Here is a 16,264-nt window from a genome sequence, read left to right as displayed (position 1 = left end):
CCAAGCCCCCCCCGTTCCCCGCCCCGCTACCGCGGCAGCTGCGCCTCGATGGCCGCCACGACCTCGGGAGCCTCCGGCTCGGTGCGGGGGCGGATCCGTGCGACGGGCTCACCCGCCGGGGAGATCAGGAACTTCTCGAAGTTCCACTGGACGTCCCCGGCCGCGCCCTCGGAGTCCCCGAGCTTCGTCAGCTCCATGTAGAGCGGGTGCCGGTTCTCGCCGTTGACGTCGGTCTTCTCCAGCAGCGGGAAGCTGACCCCGTAGGTCGTCGAGCAGAACGTCCGGATCTCCTCCGCGGTGCCCGGCTCCTGGCCCGCGAACTGGTTGCAGGGCACCCCGAGAACGGTGAAACCGCGCTCCCCGTACTCCTTCTGGAGCCTTTCCAGGCCGGCGTACTGCGGGGTGAGCCCGCACTTGGAGGCGACGTTCACCAACAGGACTGCCGAGCCCTCGTAGGCTCCCAGTGTGGTCGGCTCGCCGCTGAGGGTGCGGAGCTGGATGTCGTGCAGGGTCATGGGAAGTCTCCTCGGTAGCGTGGCGTCGCTCTCATTGTGACCGTCCGTGCGGGGAGGCCTCCCGCGGGCCGAGGGCCCGGTAGTAGAAAGTGGTGGCCTTGAGCGTGCCGTACGGGTCGGCCGCGTAGCCGGGGACCGAGCCGCACGGCGTCCATCCCGCCGAACGGTAGAGCCTCTCGGCGTCGCTTCCCGTCTCCGTGTCCAGGACCAGCAGCGTCAGCCCCTCGTCCGTGGCGGACTGCTCGACCGCCGCGAGCAGAGCCCGGCCGACTCCGCGGCCGCGGGCCGAGGGCCTGACCACGAGCTTCGAGATCTCAGCGCGGTGGTGGGCGTTGGGCAGGGGCGTTCTGACCAGGCCGATCGTGCCCACCGCCCGCTCGGCGTCACGGGCGATCCAGACCTGGTGGCTCCCCGCCTCCACGGCGGCGGCCCTTTGCCGCCACCAGGCGGCGGCCGTCGCCCGGTCCAGCGGGGCGAGGAATCCGACCGAGGCCCCGCCCTCCACCGCTTCGATCAGCAGGGTGGCGAGCTCATCGGCGTAGGTGACCAGCGCGGGGCCGGACACGGGGACGATCTCGGTCATGAAGCGGGTCCTTTCACGTTCACGGCAGGACGGTCATCAGTGCGTAGCGGGTCCGTCGCGGTCCCGGGCGGTGGGAGTGCGACGGGCCGCGCAGCCGGAAGCGCAGGCGGTCGCCCTCGCGCACCGTGGGGGCAGTGCGGTCGACGGTGATCTCGGCCGTGCCCTCCAGTACCCAGCTGTGCTGCTCCACGCCGGGCACGGGCGCGTTCTCGTCGGAGACGGCGGCGCCCGCGTCGAGTGTGCACCCGGCGACCTCGGCACGCGGTCCGGCGTGCGGTGCCCGACCACTCGCCCCGCCGGGCCGGCTGCCGGGCGGCCGGCGCCAGCCGCGGCGGCTCGGCCTCCACCTCCATCAGCAGTCGCGACATCGTCCGGCCGCACACCGTGCACAGCCGCCCGAGCACCGTGGCGGTGGGGCTCGGCTCGCCACGCTCCAGGCGCGACAGGATCGAGCGGCTCACGCCTGCCCGACGGGGCAGCTCGTCCAGGGAGCGGCCGTGCGCGGTGCGGAGCGAGCCGGGTCGGGCCGCCCGCCGGGAGCCGACGCAGCCGGGCCCCTCCGGCTCTCTCATATCCGGGATGCTATCCCGGGCCGGAGAGGAGCTTCGGAGCGTTCCGGTGTGCCGGTCGGGTGATGCCGTGTCAGGCTGATAAGCGGAATATAAGCCGTAAAGCGGGTCATTCGATGCGCTCAGCGGCTTGCGGACCGAGGAGGCCGACATGGCTGGAAGTGCGAGCGGAACCAAAACGGGGCACACCACCGCCGGTGGGCGCGGAGCCCAGTCCGGCTGGACCGTCTTCGCGGCGGTGATGATGATCTTCGGCGGGGCCATGGCCGTCTTCGAAGGCATCGCGGCCATCGCCAAGGACGACTTGTTCGTCTCCACGCGCAACTACGTGTTCCAGTTCAGCCTGACCGGCTGGGGCTGGGTGCACCTCATCCTGGGGATCGTGGTCCTCCTCGCGGGGTGCGCGCTCTTCAGCGGAGCCCTCTGGGCGCGCGCCGTCGGTGTCCTGCTCGCCGGGCTCCTGGCCGTCGCCAACTTCCTGTGGCTCCCGTACTACCCGTTCTGGTCCCTGGTCCTCATCGCGATCAACGTCTTCGTCATCTGGGCGCTGTGCGCGGGGCCGCACCGGGGCGATCGAGCCTGAGCACGAGGACGTAGGAGACGACCACGGAGACGATCACGAGAGGCATGACGGTGATGCCCTCGGATCCCAGCAGCAGTGTGGCCAGCAGTACCGACGTCATCGGCAGCCTCAGCATGGCCACGCACATGGCCCCGATGCCCATCGCGAAACCCGACGTGGCGTTCAGGCCCGGCAGGTGCGACAGCGCGAGCCCGCCCGCCGCTCCCAGGAACATCGACGGGAAGATGGGCCCGCCCCGGAAGGCGCTCAGGGACGCGGAGTAGGCCAGCGCCTTGCAGATGATCAGAACCACGAGCGTCCCGACCGTGTACGTGGCGTCCTCGGCGAGCAGACCGCCGAGGGCGTCCTGGCCCGAGTACAGGACCTCGGACGCGTTCCTGCCCGTGCTCTCCGCGTAGAGCAGTGCCAGAACGCCGACCGTCAGACCCATCGCGACGGTCGCGGTGACCTGCCTCCGCCCCACCCGCTCCTGCAGGGCCAGGGAGAGCCGTCTGATGCCCGTACCCGCGAGGGCGGCCGCCGCCCCGAGAGCGATGGCCCAGCCGAACTCGGCGAGTGTGGGCTGGGGCGTGTGCGGTACGCCTGGGAGGGCCAGCGAGTACGTCCCCAGGCCCGTCCACGAGCCCAGGCCGATGAAGATGAGCGATCCGATGCCGGAGGCGAGCAGCCCCGGCACGAGCACGAGGCCGAGCATCATCCCGGCGAGTCCGGACGCCTCCATCAACAGGAAGGCACCGATGAGCGGTGACCCCAGGAGGGCACTCACGGCGGCGAAACTGCCCGCAGCGGCGACCATGGCGCTCGCACTCGGCTGGATGCCCGGTTTCAGCAGGCGTGCGGCGTAGGCGGCCAGCCCGCCGCCGAGCGCGATGAGGGGGGCCTCGGGCCCCAGGACCGCCCCGAGGCCGAGGGAGGCCAGTGCGGCGAGCGCGACACCCGGCAGCTCCGCGGCGGACGGCGCCCCCGTGTTCACGAACCCCTCGGCCGGCCTGTGTCCGCCGGTTCCCGGGAGGTGCCGGACGGCCAGCCCGGTCAGCAGGCCCGCGACGGCCAGCAGGGGCACCGGCCACCATGAGGGTGTGCTCCCGAAGCCCAGCGCACGGGGCAGGTCCTCGTAGGTCAGGGACTGGAGCTCATGGACGAGCGCCAGGAAGCCGAACGCCGCGGCGGAAACGGGGACTCCGAGAGCAGCCACCATGATCAGAAGCGCTGCGTACCCCCGGGTGCGGACCACCGCAAGCGGATCCGGGGCCTCCGGGCCGGGTGCGCCGACCGGTTCGGCCATCATGCTCATGGTCTCCTCGATGCCGGGTCCCGGCTCGGGCGTTCTGCCCGGCACGGGTCCACACGGTGATACCACGATGTCCGGTCATGTCGGTCGTGCACCCGCTGTCGTGGGCCGGCGGATTCCGCACGTCACCCGTCGCCCCCCTCGGCCGCCGGGAGACGGCCCGCCGCCACCGCGTCGACGAGCGCCCGGTGATCGCGCTCGTTCTGGTCGGCGTACCGCTCCGCGAAGACCGCCAGGGCCCGGTCGAACACGTCACCGCGCCCCAGGTAGGCGGCGATGGCGATCCGGTCCCCGGACCGGGCGTGCGCCCGGGCCAGAGTCGTCCCGCACACCTCGCCGAAAGCGCCCATGCCGCGCGGCACCATCTGCTCCGGCTCGGCGATGCCCTTCCAGTCGCGCAGCTGGCGCACGTAGAAGTCCCGGCGCCTTCCGTCGATACCGTCCACCCGCTGCCAGCCGAGGAAGATGTCGCCTGCCGCCTGCATCAGACGCTGGCCGGCCACCACCCGCTCGCCCTGGTTGCGGTACTCGCTCGGCCCCGCGAACGGCGCGAGTACCGAGGTGTCCGCCTCCTTGGCCTGAAGGACGAGCGGATCTCCGCTGTCCCTGCCCAGCAGGAGGATGACCCAGCACCGGGTGCCGACGCTGCCCACGCCCACGACCTTGCGGGCGATGTCGGCCGGGCGGTAGTCGGCGAGCAGTGCTCTGCGGTCCGAGGGCAGACTCCGACCGTAGTGCCGGAGCAGCTTCTCCAGTCGCGCCTGCGTAGCGCCGCGTTCCGGGCCCGGGAGCAGATCGGTGAGGGGGACCAGCAGGGGAGGGTCGGCCGCTATCCGGATCTCGCCACCGACGACCTCCGTGAGCTTGCCGTAGGCCTGCAGGCTGTCCCGGGTGCGCGCCTTCCCGGCCGCCCTGGCCAGCCGCTTGCGGCCCCGGGGGGCCAGCCGCTCGGCGGCGACGGCCCGGAGCTGGTCGACGTCGGTCCGCGTGTACCAGACGTCGAGATTGCGCATGCCCGCGAACCTGGTCATCGACTCCCGGTACGACCGCACCGTGGCCCGCACGATCCGCCTCCGCTCCTCGTCCGAGAAGCCGTTCGCGCGGCCCGCGATGACGAGACTCACCGCCAGCCGCTTGACGTCCCACTCCCAGGGACCCGGAAGCGTCTCGTCGAAGTCGTTGATGTCGAACAGCAGCCGGCGCTCGGGGGAGGCGAGCAGCCTGAAGTTGAGCAGGTGGGCGTCCCCGCAGAGCTGCGCCCGGATGCCGGAGTCCGGCGTTCCGGCCAGGTCGGAGGCCATGATCGCCGCGGCGCCGCGGTAGAAGCGGAACGGCGACTCCGTCATGCGCGCGTAGCGGATCGGCACGAGTTCCCGCACCCTGCCCGCCGACTGGGCCTCCAGTACCGCCAGCGGATCGGGCCGGTCCGCCGGCGGGTCGTACGCGCGATGACCGGAGCGGGGGGCCCGCCCGCGCGCCTTCCTGCCGAGAGCGGCCCGGTCCTCGGGCGTCGACCCCGGCACGGCGCGGAGCGGAGAAGGGGCGTCCTGGGTCATGGGGGACCCTCCTGACTGCCGGACGTGCGGCGCGCGAGCCTGCCTTCCCATCATTGCCCGTCCGCTGCCGTCCGGCTCGTCATGAGCCGTCCGCCCCGTCCCGCCCGGAGGGGCGGGGCGGTCACGGCCTGCGGTCGCGCAGGGTCCGGGCCCTGCCCACCCTCCGCCAGATCGCCCGCTGGCATCTGAGCGCGGCCGCTCCCACGACGATGAGCACCGTGATGTTGACCAGGAGCTGGATGAGGGAGCCACGCGCCTCGGACCAGCTGGCGAACGCGGTCGAGACACTGACGGCCGCGGCCGCCGGAATGGTCGTGACGGAGATGAACACCCCGAGAAGGGCGCTCGTGCGTGCCTCGGTCAGCGACACGATGCCCACGACGGCGGCGAGGGCGGCGACGGCGAACGAGAAGAAGTTGGGGGTGTTGATGAGGTCGGAGACGGGGCGCAGCCCCCGGTCGAAGGCCTTCGACTCGAGACCGAACCCGCGGATGAGCAGACTGAAGAGGAAGGTGACCGCGATCGTCAGCAGGAAGCCCCGGCACAGGGCGGACAGCCCCGTGCGGACCATGGACCGGTCACCCCTGTCGATGCCCAGCGCCACGGCGACGATCGCCCCGTACTCGGGACCGACGACCATGGCGCCGACGATCAGGATCTGGGAGTTGGTGACGATGCCGACCGAGCCGATGAGCCCCGCGATCACCAGGTACAGGTAGAAGCTCGGCGCGTATCTGCCCTCCGACCGGATCCGGGCCTCCACCTGGTCCCAGACCGGAGCGTTGGCCGTCGCCCCGAGGCGGCGGGACGCGCTCTCCGACGCCCGGCCCGTGAACGCCATGTCGACCGGTTCGATGACGACGGAGCCCCGAAGGTCGATCCGGAGGTCCCGCAGGCCCCGCAGGACCTCGTTCGCCGCCCCTGTCAGCACGTCGCACGCGACCGAGTCGCCGTCGGGATTGCGCGCGACGCCCCGCTGCACGATCAGGTTGAGGACGTAGGGGTTGCCGCCGAGGAGTTCCTCCGCCCGCTCGGTGAGATCCGGCGGGCTGACGGCGCGGACATGGATCATGTCCACGCCGCACCTCCCGGCGGCCGTGGGAGGGAACGAGAGGTATGCGCGGTATCGCGGCTTTCGCAGGGGTACGGCAGAGATGGGGCGGTCATGAACCGATACCCTCCCACAGCGTCACACGCTCCGGCGGGCGGCCTGCGGACGGGCGCGCCGGTGTCACCGCAGGGAGCAGTCGACCTGACGGACCCGGCGAGGTGCCCGACCCGACGGAACGGTCGCCCGCCGGCACGCTGATCCGTCCGTACGCGCGGTCGCGGGGCTGCTCCCGTGCACAGGACGCGCGGGACTCAGGCTGTGCGCGCGGGACCGTACGGTCGCCGAGGCGGACGAGGCACCGGACCGGCGGCGACCGTCACTCCTTCTCGTCGTCCCACTCCTTGCCGAGCAGCCAGCTGTCGAAGGTCCCCAGGACCGCCGCGAGGGCCGCACCCAGCCGCCAGTCGTAGCCGGGCGCGTGCAGGTGCACCGTGTCGTCCTTCGTCCTGAACTCCAGCGGAACCTGTCCACCCGCACGCCACACGATGCGGCGCGGCCCACGCGCCGCGTCACCGTCACCGCTGAGCAGGCTGAGCACGATGACCAGCGTCTGCAGCGGGGAGAGCAGCCACCACACGCACCACCAGACGATCCGCCCCTTGTAACCCACCGCCTCCTCACCACCGGCAGGAGTCACCGTCCAGCGGGTGCGCCACCCCCTGCCCCGGAGCGCCTTCTCCCTGACGAACGTGCCGATGAGCTCACCGTGCGCGCCGAGCACCTGATAGGTCGCGACACCGCTTCCGGCCGACACGGTCACCAGCGTGGCCAGCCGCTTCCCACGCTGCTCGTCCGCCCACAGCACGAACGACCGCGCGCCGCCACGCCGTGCCGCCCGATAGGCGGGTATCCCCCCGGGCGGCAGCTCGCGTTCCACGTACGCCACCACACGGGCGGGCCCCGTGCCCTCCGCGAGCCGTACCAGGCGACCCACCGGGGAGGGTGCCCCGCCGTCGGCGGACCCCTCGATCCATGGCGCCGGCCCCGTGCTCAGAACGCTGCTCACCGCTGTGACCCTCCGTGGTGTGTCATACCGGCTTGAGAGGATTCCCTCGTGGAATCCCCCGAGCCCCTTCCCGAACTCTTTCCCGGACAGCAGCCCGTGGCAGACCGCCGCGAAGCCGGGCGCCCGGTGCGGTGCGCCCTCTGCGGACGGCCCCTCACCGGGGCGCGGTCGCGCCGTACCGGACTGGGCCCCGCCTGCGACGCCAAGCTGCACCCGGCGGGCCCGGACATCCGGACCCGCCGTCACGAGGTGGACCAGGACCCACTGCCCGGCACCTGAGCCGGGCAGTGGGGGCCTATGCGCCGTCGAGCCGGCGGAACAGCCCTTCCTGGACCACCGACACCAGCAGCTGCCCCTGACGGTCGTAGATCCGCCCCCTGGCCAGCCCGCGGCCCCCCGTGGCGATCGGCGACTCCTGGTCGTACAGGAACCACTCGTCCGCCCGGAAGGGCCGGTGGAACCACATGGCGTGGTCCAGCGAGGCCATGTCGAAGCCGCGCGGGCCCCACAGCGGCTCGACCGGGATCCGTACCGCGTCCAGCAGCGTCATGTCGCTCGCGTACGTCAGCGCGCAGGTGTGCACGAGCGGGTCGTCGCCCAGCGGGCCGACCGCACGCATCCACACCGCGCTGCGCGGGTCGGCGTCCTTGATCTCCTCGCGCGTCCAGCGCAGCCGGTCGGCGTAGCGGATGTCGAAGGGCTGGCGCCGGGCCATCCGCTCCAGTGCCTCCGGCAGCCCGCCGAGGTGCTCGCGCACCTCGTCGGCGACCGTCGGCAGTTCCTCCGGGTCGGGCACCACACGCGCCGGGGGCAGCTGGTGCTCGAAGCCCGCTTCCTCGGGCCGGTGGAAGGACGCGGTCAGATTGAAGATCGTCCGGCCCTGCTGCACGGCCGTGACCCGGCGCGTGGTGAAGGACCGGCCGTCCCGCACCCGCTCCACGTCGTACACGATCGGCACCCCGGGCCGCCCGGGACGCAGGAAGTAGGCGTGCAGCGAGTGCACCGGACGGTCCCCGTCCGTCGTGCGGCCGGCCGCGACCAGCGCCTGGCCCGCGACCTGCCCGCCGAAGACCCGTTGCAGGGACTCCTCGGGGCTGCGGCCACGGAAGATGTTGACCTCGATCCGCTCCAGGTCGAGCAGGTCGACCAGGCTGTCGGCGGGGTTCGTCATGCGGTTCTTCTCCACTCTCCTGGCCGGTGCGCCGTCACAGCCGGCCCACGGCCGTGACCCGGACGACTGCCCGGCCCTCCTCGTCGGAGGCCGCGAGATCGACCTCCGCACGAATTCCCCAGTCGTGGTCCCCGGCCGGGTCGGCGAACGCCTGCCACACCCGCCACAGCCCGTGCCCGGGGTCCTCGTCGATCTGCAACAGCTTCGGTCCGCGCGCGTCCGGGCCCGTGCCCAGGTCGTCGTGCGCGTCCCAGTAGGCGTCCATCGCCTCGCCCCAGGCGTCCTCGTCCCAGCCCGACTCGGCGTCCAGCTCACCCAGGTCACGGACCCGGTCCAGGGCGGCCAGCTCCACCCGGCGGAACATCGCGTTGCGCACCAGGACCCGGAAGGCCCGGGCGTTGGCCGTCACCGGCTTGACCTCGTCGGCCCGCTCCTGCGCCTGCTCGGCGGTCTCCACCTCCGGGTTGGCCAGCTGCTCCCACTCGTCCAGCAGGCTGGAGTCCACCTGGCGCACCATCTCGCCGAGCCAGGCGATCAGGTCCTCCAGGTCCTCGGACTTCAGGTCGTCGGGGATGGTGTGCTCCAGCGCCTTGTACGCACTCGCCAGGTACCGCAGGACGATGCCCTCGGTGCGGGCCAGCTCGTAGTTCGAGGTGAACTCCGTGAAGGTCATGGCCCGCTCGAACATGTCCCGGATCACGGACTTGGGTGACACGGGATGGTCCCCGACCCACGGGTGGCTGGTGCGGTACACGTCGTAGGCGTGCCACAGCAGCTCGCTCAGAGGCTTGGGGTACGTGACCTCCTGGAGCCGCTCCATCCGCTCCTCGTACTCCACGCCGTCCGCCTTCATCTGCCCGACGGCCTCGCCCCGCGCCTTGTTCTGCTGGGCGGCCAGGATCTGCCGCGGGTCGTCGAGCGTCGACTCGACGACGGAGACCATGTCCAGCGCGTAGGAAGGGGATTCGGCGTCCAGCAGGTCGAACGCGGCCAGCGCGAACGTGGACAGCGGCTGGTTCAGCGCGAAGTCCTGCTGGAGGTCGACCGTGAGCCGTACGATCCTGCCCTCCGCGTCGGGCGCGTCGAGCTGTTCCACGACACCCCCGTCGAGCAGCGAGCGGTAGATCGCGATGGCCCGGCGGATGTGCCGGAGCTGGGCACGGCGCGGCTCGTGGTTGTCCTCCAGGAGATGGCGCATCGCCTCGAAGGCGTTGCCCGGCCGGGCGATCACCGACAGCAGCATCGTGTGGGTGACCCGGAAGCGCGAGGTCAGCGGCTCGGGGTCGGACTGGATCAGCTTGTCGAAGGTGGTCTCGGACCAGGCGACGAAGCCCTCGGGGGCCTTCTTGCGGACCACCTTGCGCTTCTTCTTGGGGTCGTCGCCCGCCTTCCTGACGGCCTTCTCGTTCTCGATGACGTGCTCGGGGGCCTGCGCGACGACGAAGCCGGCCGTGTCGAACCCGGCCCGCCCGGCGCGGCCCGCGATCTGGTGGAACTCACGGGCGCGCAGAGTACGCACCCGGGTGCCGTCGTACTTGGTGAGGGCGGTGAACAGCACCGTGCGGATGGGCACGTTGACCCCTACGCCCAGGGTGTCCGTCCCACAGATGACCTTCAGCAGGCCCGCCTGCGCGAGTTTCTCCACGAGACGGCGGTACTTGGGCAGCATGCCCGCGTGGTGCACCCCGATCCCGTGGCGGACGTACCGGGAGAGGTTCTGGCCGAACTTCGTGGTGAAGCGGAAGTTGCCGATCAAGTCGGCGATCTTCTCCTTCTCCTCCTTCGTGCACATGTTGATGCTCATCAGCGACTGCGCCCGCTCCACGGCCGCGGCCTGCGTGAAGTGCACGATGTAGACGGGCGACTGCCGGGTGTCCAGGAGCTCGGTGAGCGTCTCCGTGATCGGCGTCAGCCGGTACTCGTAGCTCAGCGGCACCGGCCGGGTCGCGGAACGCACCACGGACGTCGGGCGGCCGGTGCGGCGGGTCAGGTCCTTCTCGAACATCGAGACGTCACCGAGCGTCGCCGACATCAGGACGAACTGTGCCTGCGGGAGTTCCAGCAGCGGAATCTGCCAGGCCCAGCCACGGTCGGGCTCCGCGTAGAAATGGAACTCGTCCATCACGACCTGGCCGATGTCGGCGTACCTGCCGTCACGCAGCGCGATCGAGGCCAGCACCTCGGCGGTGCAGCAGATGACCGGGGCGTCGGCGTTGACCGAGGCGTCGCCGGTCAGCATGCCGACGTTCTCCGTCCCGAAGAGCTTGCACAGGTCGAAGAACTTCTCCGACACCAGCGCCTTGATGGGCGCGGTGTAGAACGTGACCTTGTCCTGGGCGAGCGCGGTGAAGTGCGCACCCGCCGCCACCAGGCTCTTCCCGGAACCCGTAGGGGTCGAAAGAATCACGTTCGCCCCGGAGACCACCTCGATCAGCGCCTCCTCCTGAGCCGGATAGAGGGTGATGCCCTGCGAATCGGTCCATGACGAGAAGGCCTCGAAGAGGGCGTCCGGGTCGGCGGTCGGGGGCAGCTGATCGATAAGGGTCACGCCCCCATCTTGCCTGCCTCCTGCCCGGATGAGGGAACCGGAGGACCCGTGGAAGATCACGGACGATACGCTGCCCACTCAACTCGGCTGCCGCGCACAGGCCATGGCGGCCCGGCCCGAGCACACGGCCGAACCACGACGGGGGCGGAAAACAGCCATGATGGGACCGGCACACTCTCTGTCAGGGGCAGCGGCCTGGCTGGGGGTGGGCGCCGCAGCCGCGGCTGCGGGCCACACGATGCCCTGGCCCGTCCTGGTCGTGGGCGCCCTGATCACCGCGGGCGCCGCGCTCGCCCCGGACCTCGACCACAAGTCGGCCACCATCTCGCGTGCCTTCGGCCCGGTCTCCAAGGCCGTCTGCGAGATCGTCGACAAGCTCTCGTACGCGGTCTACAAAGCGACGAAGGGGCCCGGTGACCCGCGCAGGACCGGCGGTCACCGCACCCTCACACACACCTGGCTCTGGGCGGTCCTGACCGGAGGGGCCGCCTCCGTCGCGGCGGTCACCGGCGGCCGGTGGGCGGTCCTGGCGATTCTGTTCGTGCATCTCGTCCTCGCCGTCGAGGGGCTCCTGTGGCGGGCGGCAAGGGTGTCCAGCGACGTCCTGGTCTGGCTGCTCGGCGCGACCAGCGCCTGGATCCTGGCAGGAGTGCTGGCCCAGCCCGGCAACGGTTCGGACTGGCTGTTCGACGCACCCGGCCAGGAATACCTCTGGCTCGGCCTCCCGATCGTCCTCGGCGCCCTCGTCCACGACATCGGCGACGCCCTGACCGTCTCGGGCTGCCCGATCCTGTGGCCGATACCGCTCGGCCGCAAGCGCTGGTACCCGATCGGGCCCCCGAAGGCCATGCGGTTCCGGGCCGGCAGCTGGGTCGAGCTGAAGGTGCTGATGCCGGCCTTCATGATCCTCGGGGGAGTGGGCGGGGCGGCGGCGCTCAACGTCATCTGACGCCCGGGCGCTCTCCGGAAGCGGTCGGGCCGCCGCCGTAGCACCATGGCGGCATGCTGCTCGCCAGGCTCGCCCACGTGTCCCTGGAGGTCGCCGCGACGACGGCCCGGACCCGGAAGACCGCCCTGCTGGCCGGACTCTTCCGGGAAGCGGAACCGGACGACGTCCCGGTCGCCATCCCCTATCTCGCCGGTCGCCTCCCTCAGGGCCGGCTCGGGATCGGATGGAGCGCCCTGCGCGTCCCGGTGACGCCCGCCGACACACCCACGCTGACCGTGACCGGGACGAACGCGGAGCTCACGGCGATCGGCGCCCTGACGGGACCCGGCTCGCAGTCCGCCCGCCGGGAGCGCCTGGTGCGGCTGCTCGGCGCGGCCACCGCGGACGAGCAGTACTTCCTGCGCGGGCTGCTCACCGGGGAAGTACGCCAGGGAGCGCTGGACGCCGTCGCCGTGGACGCCCTGGCCGACGCAGCCGGAGCAGCACGCGCCGAGGTGCGCCGGGCCGTCATGCTCGCGGGCTCGCTGGGGCCCGTCGCCCATGCGCTCCTCGCCGAGGGCCCCGGGGCCCTCATGTCCTTCCGGCTCACCGTCGGCCGCCCGGTCCAGCCCATGCTGGCCCACACCGCCCGCTCGGTCACCGAGGCGATCGACCGGCTGGGACCCTGCGTCGTCGAGGAGAAGCTGGACGGCATCCGCGTACAGGTGCACCGCGACGGGGCGCGGGTGCGTGCCTACACCCGCACGCTCGACGACATCACCGACCGGCTCCCCGAACTCGCCACGGCGGTGACGGGCTTCCCCGCGGAACGGTTCATCCTCGACGGCGAGGTGATCGCGCTCGGGGACGACGGGAGGCCCCGGCCCTTCCAGGAGACCGCCGGCCGGGTGGGGTCCCGGCGTGATGTCGCCACCGCGGCGGACGCCGTCCCCGTGGTCCCCGTCTTCTTCGACGTGCTGTCCGTCGACGGTCGTGAACTCCTCGACCTCCCCTTCGCCGAACGCCACCGGGAGCTTGCCGCGCTCGTCCCGGAGGCGATGCGCGTGCGGCGCCTCGTCGTGGACGATCCCACGGACGACTCCCAGCGGGAGGCCGCGGTGGCGTTCTCCGAAACCACGCTGGCCCGCGGACACGAGGGCGTCGTGGTCAAGGGCGGCACGGCGGCGTACAGCGCCGGCCGCCGGGGCGCCTCCTGGCTCAAGGTGAAGCCCGTCCACACCCTCGACCTCGTGGTGCTGGCCGCCGAATGGGGCCACGGCAGACGCACCGGAAGGCTCTCCAACCTGCATCTGGGAGCACGCCGGGAGGACGGCACGTTCGTGATGCTCGGCAAGACCTTCAAAGGGCTCACGGACACCATGCTCGGCTGGCAGACCGAACGGCTGCGGGAGCTGGCCACCGGCGACGACGGACACGTGGTGACCGTCCGACCGGAACTCGTCGTGGAGATCGCCTACGACGGACTCCAGAGTTCCACCCGCTACCCGGCGGGGGTCACGCTGCGGTTCGCCCGCGTCCTGCGCTACCGCGAGGACAAGAGCGCCCAGGAAGCGGACACGGTCGACACCGTCCTCGCCCGCCGGACATGAGGCCCGGCCCCCGCCGGGGGCGGGGGCCGGGGAGGGACCTGTGTGCGGGCCGCTCAGCCGCGGGCTTCCACGCCGGCGGTGTGCGCGCGGATCTCCTCCGGCGAGAGGTAGGCGTCGGTGTACTCGAAGTCGCGCAGCGTGGCCTGCTTACGAGCCTGGAAGCCCGTGCGCACGAAATCGTCACCGGCGATCGCGTTGAGCAGCCAGTTGGTCATGACCCGGGTCTTGGCGACGTTCGTGCGCAGTGCCGCCCAGTGGTACCCTCGCGCCGCCGCCTGGGCCGGCATGCCCCGCAGCTCGATGCCCAGAGGCTTCGACACCGCGTCCCGGCCACCGAGGTCCACGACCAGGCCGAGGTCCTTGTGGACGTACGGCTGCATCGGACGGCCGCGCAGGCACGCGATGATGTTGTCCGCCAGCTTGCGGCCCTGGCGCATGGCGTGCTGCGCGGTGGGCGGGCAGATCGCACCGTCCCCCTTGGCCAGGTCCGGCACGGCCGCCGCGTCGCCGAGCGCGAACACGCCCTCCGCACCGGGCACCTGCATCTCCGGCGTCACGGCGAGCCTGCCGCGCACCGTCTCGGCGTCGAGGGTGGCCACGAGCGGACTCGCCGCCACACCGGCCGTCCAGATCAGCGTGCGGCAGGGCAGGACCCGGCCGTCCGTGAACGTCACCTTGTCCGGCCCCGCCTCGGCCACGGACACACCGAGCGAGACCTCGATACCGCGCCTGCGGAGGATCTCCAGGGCGCTGCGGCCGAGCTTGTCGCCGAGCTCCGGCATGAGCTTGGGCGCGATGTCGATCAGATGCCACTTGATCAGCTTGGGGTCCAGCCGCGGGTAGTGCTTGACGGCGTTGGTCGTCAGCAACTGCAGGCAGGCGGCTGTCTCCGTGCCGGCGTAACCACCGCCCACCACCACGAACTGCAGCCGGGACGCCCGTTCCTCCTCGTCGTGACTGGCGTCGGCCAGATCGAGCTGGGAGATGACGTGATCCCGGATGTAGGCCGCCTCCGCCAGGGTCTTCATGCCGCGGGCGTTGTCGACCAGCCCCGGGATGTCGAAGGTCCGGGTGACGCTGCCGGCGGCCATCACGAGGTAGTCGTACGGCTCGTTCACGATCTCGTCCGTGATCTTGCGGACCACACAGACCTTCGCCTTCGTGTCCACCCCGATGGCTCCGCCCGGAACGATCCGGGTGCGGTGGCGCCGGCTCCGGCGCAGGGAGATCGCGACCGACTGGGGAGTGAGCACCCCGGAGGCGACCTGGGGGAGCAGCGGCAGGTAGAGCTGGTACGAGAACGGGGTGACGAGCGCGATCTCCGCCTCGCCGGGGGAGAGGCTGCGCTCCAGCCGGCGCACGCACTCGACCCCGGCAAAGCCGGCGCCGACAACGAGAATCCTGGGTCGTGCCACGGTGTGCGTCCCTTCTCGGGCTTACGCGGTCATCGCTCGCCTGCCCCGTATCCGGGGCCAGTCACTCCTCATCCTCACCTCGGAGGCAGCACTTCGCCTCCCGTGCGGCACGGGCACCCCCCGGACGGGGCGAGCGGAGTACGGCGTGATCCGTCTGCGTACCGTGCCCGGTCCGGCTCACTGCCTGCGGGGGCGGTCCGCCCACCGGCCCCCGCCCGCCTGACTCCCCCCGGGGGCGGTCCGCGGACCGTCCCCGGGCTGCCGGGCACCCGGCTCAGCCGTGCCAGGAGCGCCACAGCGCGGCGTACGCGCCGTCCGCGGCCACCAGTTCGTCGTGGCTGCCCAGTTCGCTGATCCGGCCGTCCTCGACCACCGCGATCACATCCGCGTCGTGCGCGGTGTGCAGCCGGTGCGCGATCGCCACGACCGTACGGCCCTCCAGCACCCGCGCCAGCGAACGCTCCAGATGGCGGGCGGCCCGCGGGTCGAGCAGGGACGTCGCCTCGTCCAGCACCAGCGTGTGCGGGTCCGCCAGGACGAGGCGGGCCAGGGCGATCTGCTGCGCCTGCGCCGGGGTGAGGGCCAGGCTGCCCGAGCCGACCTCCGTGTCCAGTCCTTCCCCGAGCGCCTTCGCCCACCCCTCCGCGTCCACCGCTGCGAGCGAGGCCCACAGCTCGGCGTCCCCGGCATCCGTGCGGGCGAGCAGGAGATTGTCCCGGAGCGAACCCACGAACACGTGGTGCTCCTGGTTGACGAGAGCCACATGGGTCCGTACCCGCTCCGCCGTCATCCGGGACAGCTCGGCGCCGCCCAGCGAGACAGAACCCGCCCGGGGAGCGTAGATCCCCGCCAGCAGCCTCCCCAGCGTGGACTTGCCCGCACCGGAGGGACCCACCAGAGCCAGCCGCGTCCCGGGGGCCACGTCCAGCGACACCTCGTGCAGCACGTCGACGCCGGCCCGGTAGCCGAACCGCACCTCCTCGGCCCTCACCTCCCGGCCGTCGGGACCGACGAGGTCGTCGCCCGCGTCGGGCTCGATCTCCCGTACCCCGACGAGCCTGGCCAGCGACACCTGGGCGACCTGCAACTCGTCGTACCAGCGCAGGATCAGGCCGATCGGGTCCACCATCATCTGCGCCAGGAGCGCCCCCGTCGTGAGCTGCCCCACGGTGATCCAGCCCTCCATCACGAACCAGCCGCCGAGCAGCAGGACCGCGCCGAGGATCGTCACGTACGTGGTGTTGATCACCGGGAAGAGGACCGAGCGCAGGAAGAGGGTGTACTGCTCCCAGGCCGTCCACTCCTTGACCCGCCTGTCCGACAACGCGACCCTGCGTGCCCCCAGCCGGTGGGACTCCACGGTCCGTCCGGCGTCCAC

Annotated in this window: 15 protein-coding genes and 1 pseudogene; 4 read left to right on the top strand and 12 right to left on the bottom strand. The window is 71.8% G+C overall.

All coding sequences use genetic code 11. From position 1 onward, the window contains the following. Window positions 1-26 precede the first annotated feature (26 nt). The 4 genes and pseudogenes from ACHFIV_RS18720 to ACHFIV_RS18705 all read right to left on the bottom strand — a co-directional run. A complete protein-coding gene (locus ACHFIV_RS18720) occupies window positions 27-515 on the bottom strand; it encodes a glutathione peroxidase (protein WP_398970056.1) in 489 nt (162 codons plus the stop codon). Window positions 516-546: 31 nt separating this feature from the next. Then, entirely contained in the window at window positions 547-1,098 is a 552-nt protein-coding gene (locus ACHFIV_RS18715) for a GNAT family N-acetyltransferase (RefSeq protein ID WP_398970054.1), read from the bottom strand. A 19-nt stretch (window positions 1,099-1,117) separates the two neighbouring features. Beyond that, window positions 1,118-1,288, bottom strand: coding sequence for a hypothetical protein (locus ACHFIV_RS18710; RefSeq protein WP_398970061.1), 171 nt, complete (start codon window positions 1,286-1,288; stop codon window positions 1,118-1,120). Between the two features lie 232 nt (window positions 1,289-1,520). Then, a pseudogene (locus ACHFIV_RS18705) lies at window positions 1,521-1,670 on the bottom strand (helix-turn-helix domain-containing protein); the annotation flags it as partial. Between the two features lie 148 nt (window positions 1,671-1,818). Here ACHFIV_RS18705 and ACHFIV_RS18700 point away from each other — a divergent pair. Further along, window positions 1,819-2,250 (top strand): DUF7144 family membrane protein, encoded by a 432-nt coding sequence (locus tag ACHFIV_RS18700; protein ID WP_398970051.1) that lies wholly within the window; start codon window positions 1,819-1,821, stop codon window positions 2,248-2,250. On the opposite strand, the gene ACHFIV_RS18695 is transcribed toward ACHFIV_RS18700, so the two are convergent. From ACHFIV_RS18695 to ACHFIV_RS18680, 4 genes are all read right to left on the bottom strand, one after another. Further along, window positions 2,204-3,538, bottom strand: a complete 1,335-nt coding sequence (locus ACHFIV_RS18695) for a chloride channel protein (protein WP_398970058.1) — start codon at window positions 3,536-3,538, stop codon at window positions 2,204-2,206. The two genes, ACHFIV_RS18700 and ACHFIV_RS18695, sit on opposite strands and share 47 nt — an antisense overlap. Window positions 3,539-3,666: 128 nt before the next feature. Continuing rightward, a complete protein-coding gene (locus tag ACHFIV_RS18690; protein ID WP_398970048.1) occupies window positions 3,667-5,097 on the bottom strand; it encodes a DUF2252 domain-containing protein in 1,431 nt (476 codons plus the stop codon). A gap of 121 nt (window positions 5,098-5,218) precedes the next feature. Continuing rightward, complete coding sequence (locus tag ACHFIV_RS18685; protein ID WP_398970045.1) at window positions 5,219-6,175, bottom strand: DUF389 domain-containing protein; 957 nt, start codon at window positions 6,173-6,175, stop codon at window positions 5,219-5,221. Between the two features lie 349 nt (window positions 6,176-6,524). Then, window positions 6,525-7,214: a hypothetical protein gene (locus tag ACHFIV_RS18680; protein WP_398970042.1), complete on the bottom strand. Its 690-nt coding sequence runs from the start codon at window positions 7,212-7,214 to the stop codon at window positions 6,525-6,527. 48 nt (window positions 7,215-7,262) lie between these two features. On the opposite strand from ACHFIV_RS18680, the gene ACHFIV_RS18675 reads away from it, so the two are divergent. After that, window positions 7,263-7,493, top strand: a complete 231-nt coding sequence (locus tag ACHFIV_RS18675; RefSeq protein ID WP_398970039.1) for a DUF6011 domain-containing protein — start codon at window positions 7,263-7,265, stop codon at window positions 7,491-7,493. 16 nt (window positions 7,494-7,509) lie between these two features. On the opposite strand, the gene ACHFIV_RS18670 is transcribed toward ACHFIV_RS18675, so the two are convergent. Both ACHFIV_RS18670 and ACHFIV_RS18665 read right to left on the bottom strand, forming a co-directional pair. After that, window positions 7,510-8,385, bottom strand: coding sequence for an acyl-CoA thioesterase (locus ACHFIV_RS18670; RefSeq protein WP_398970038.1), 876 nt, complete (start codon window positions 8,383-8,385; stop codon window positions 7,510-7,512). A 34-nt stretch (window positions 8,386-8,419) separates the two neighbouring features. Then, window positions 8,420-10,933 carry a DEAD/DEAH box helicase gene (locus tag ACHFIV_RS18665; protein WP_398970037.1) on the bottom strand — a complete coding sequence of 838 codons (2,514 nt, stop codon included), beginning with the start codon at window positions 10,931-10,933 and terminating at the stop codon, window positions 8,420-8,422. Window positions 10,934-11,090: 157 nt separating this feature from the next. On the opposite strand from ACHFIV_RS18665, the gene ACHFIV_RS18660 reads away from it, so the two are divergent. Both ACHFIV_RS18660 and ACHFIV_RS18655 read left to right on the top strand, forming a co-directional pair. Continuing rightward, on the top strand, window positions 11,091-11,882 hold the full coding sequence (locus ACHFIV_RS18660) for a metal-dependent hydrolase (protein ID WP_398970036.1): 792 nt from the start codon (window positions 11,091-11,093) through the stop codon (window positions 11,880-11,882). Window positions 11,883-11,935: 53 nt separating this feature from the next. Then, on the top strand, window positions 11,936-13,471 hold the full coding sequence (locus tag ACHFIV_RS18655; RefSeq protein WP_398970033.1) for an ATP-dependent DNA ligase: 1,536 nt from the start codon (window positions 11,936-11,938) through the stop codon (window positions 13,469-13,471). 53 nt (window positions 13,472-13,524) lie between these two features. Here the strand turns inward: ACHFIV_RS18655 and ACHFIV_RS18650 are convergent, their stop codons facing one another. Beyond that, window positions 13,525-14,886: an NAD(P)/FAD-dependent oxidoreductase gene (locus ACHFIV_RS18650; protein WP_398970031.1), complete on the bottom strand. Its 1,362-nt coding sequence runs from the start codon at window positions 14,884-14,886 to the stop codon at window positions 13,525-13,527. A 274-nt stretch (window positions 14,887-15,160) separates the two neighbouring features. Further along, window positions 15,161-16,264: ABC transporter ATP-binding protein (locus ACHFIV_RS18645; protein ID WP_398970028.1), on the bottom strand; the 1,104-nt coding region annotated here is incomplete at its 5' end.

The organism is Streptomyces sp. ALB3, assembly GCF_044385685.1.
Lineage (GTDB): Bacteria > Actinomycetota > Actinomycetes > Streptomycetales > Streptomycetaceae > Streptomyces.
This window is presented reverse-complemented; position numbering and strand designations above follow the sequence as displayed.

Excerpts from the sequence above, each read along its gene's own strand:
- ACHFIV_RS18655 (WP_398970033.1), top strand. The coding sequence starts at position 11,936 with ATGCTGCTCGCCAGGCTCGCCCACGTGTCCCTGGAGGTCGCCGCGACG.
- ACHFIV_RS18700 (WP_398970051.1), top strand. The coding sequence starts at position 1,819 with ATGGCTGGAAGTGCGAGCGGAACCAAAACGGGGCACACCACCGCCGGT.
- ACHFIV_RS18690 (WP_398970048.1), bottom strand. The coding sequence starts at position 5,097 with ATGACCCAGGACGCCCCTTCTCCGCTCCGCGCCGTGCCGGGGTCGACG.
- ACHFIV_RS18695 (WP_398970058.1), bottom strand. The coding sequence starts at position 3,538 with ATGATGGCCGAACCGGTCGGCGCACCCGGCCCGGAGGCCCCGGATCCG.
- ACHFIV_RS18670 (WP_398970038.1), bottom strand. The coding sequence starts at position 8,385 with ATGACGAACCCCGCCGACAGCCTGGTCGACCTGCTCGACCTGGAGCGG.
- ACHFIV_RS18720 (WP_398970056.1), bottom strand. The coding sequence starts at position 515 with ATGACCCTGCACGACATCCAGCTCCGCACCCTCAGCGGCGAGCCGACC.
- ACHFIV_RS18660 (WP_398970036.1), top strand. The coding sequence starts at position 11,091 with ATGATGGGACCGGCACACTCTCTGTCAGGGGCAGCGGCCTGGCTGGGG.
- ACHFIV_RS18715 (WP_398970054.1), bottom strand. The coding sequence starts at position 1,098 with ATGACCGAGATCGTCCCCGTGTCCGGCCCCGCGCTGGTCACCTACGCC.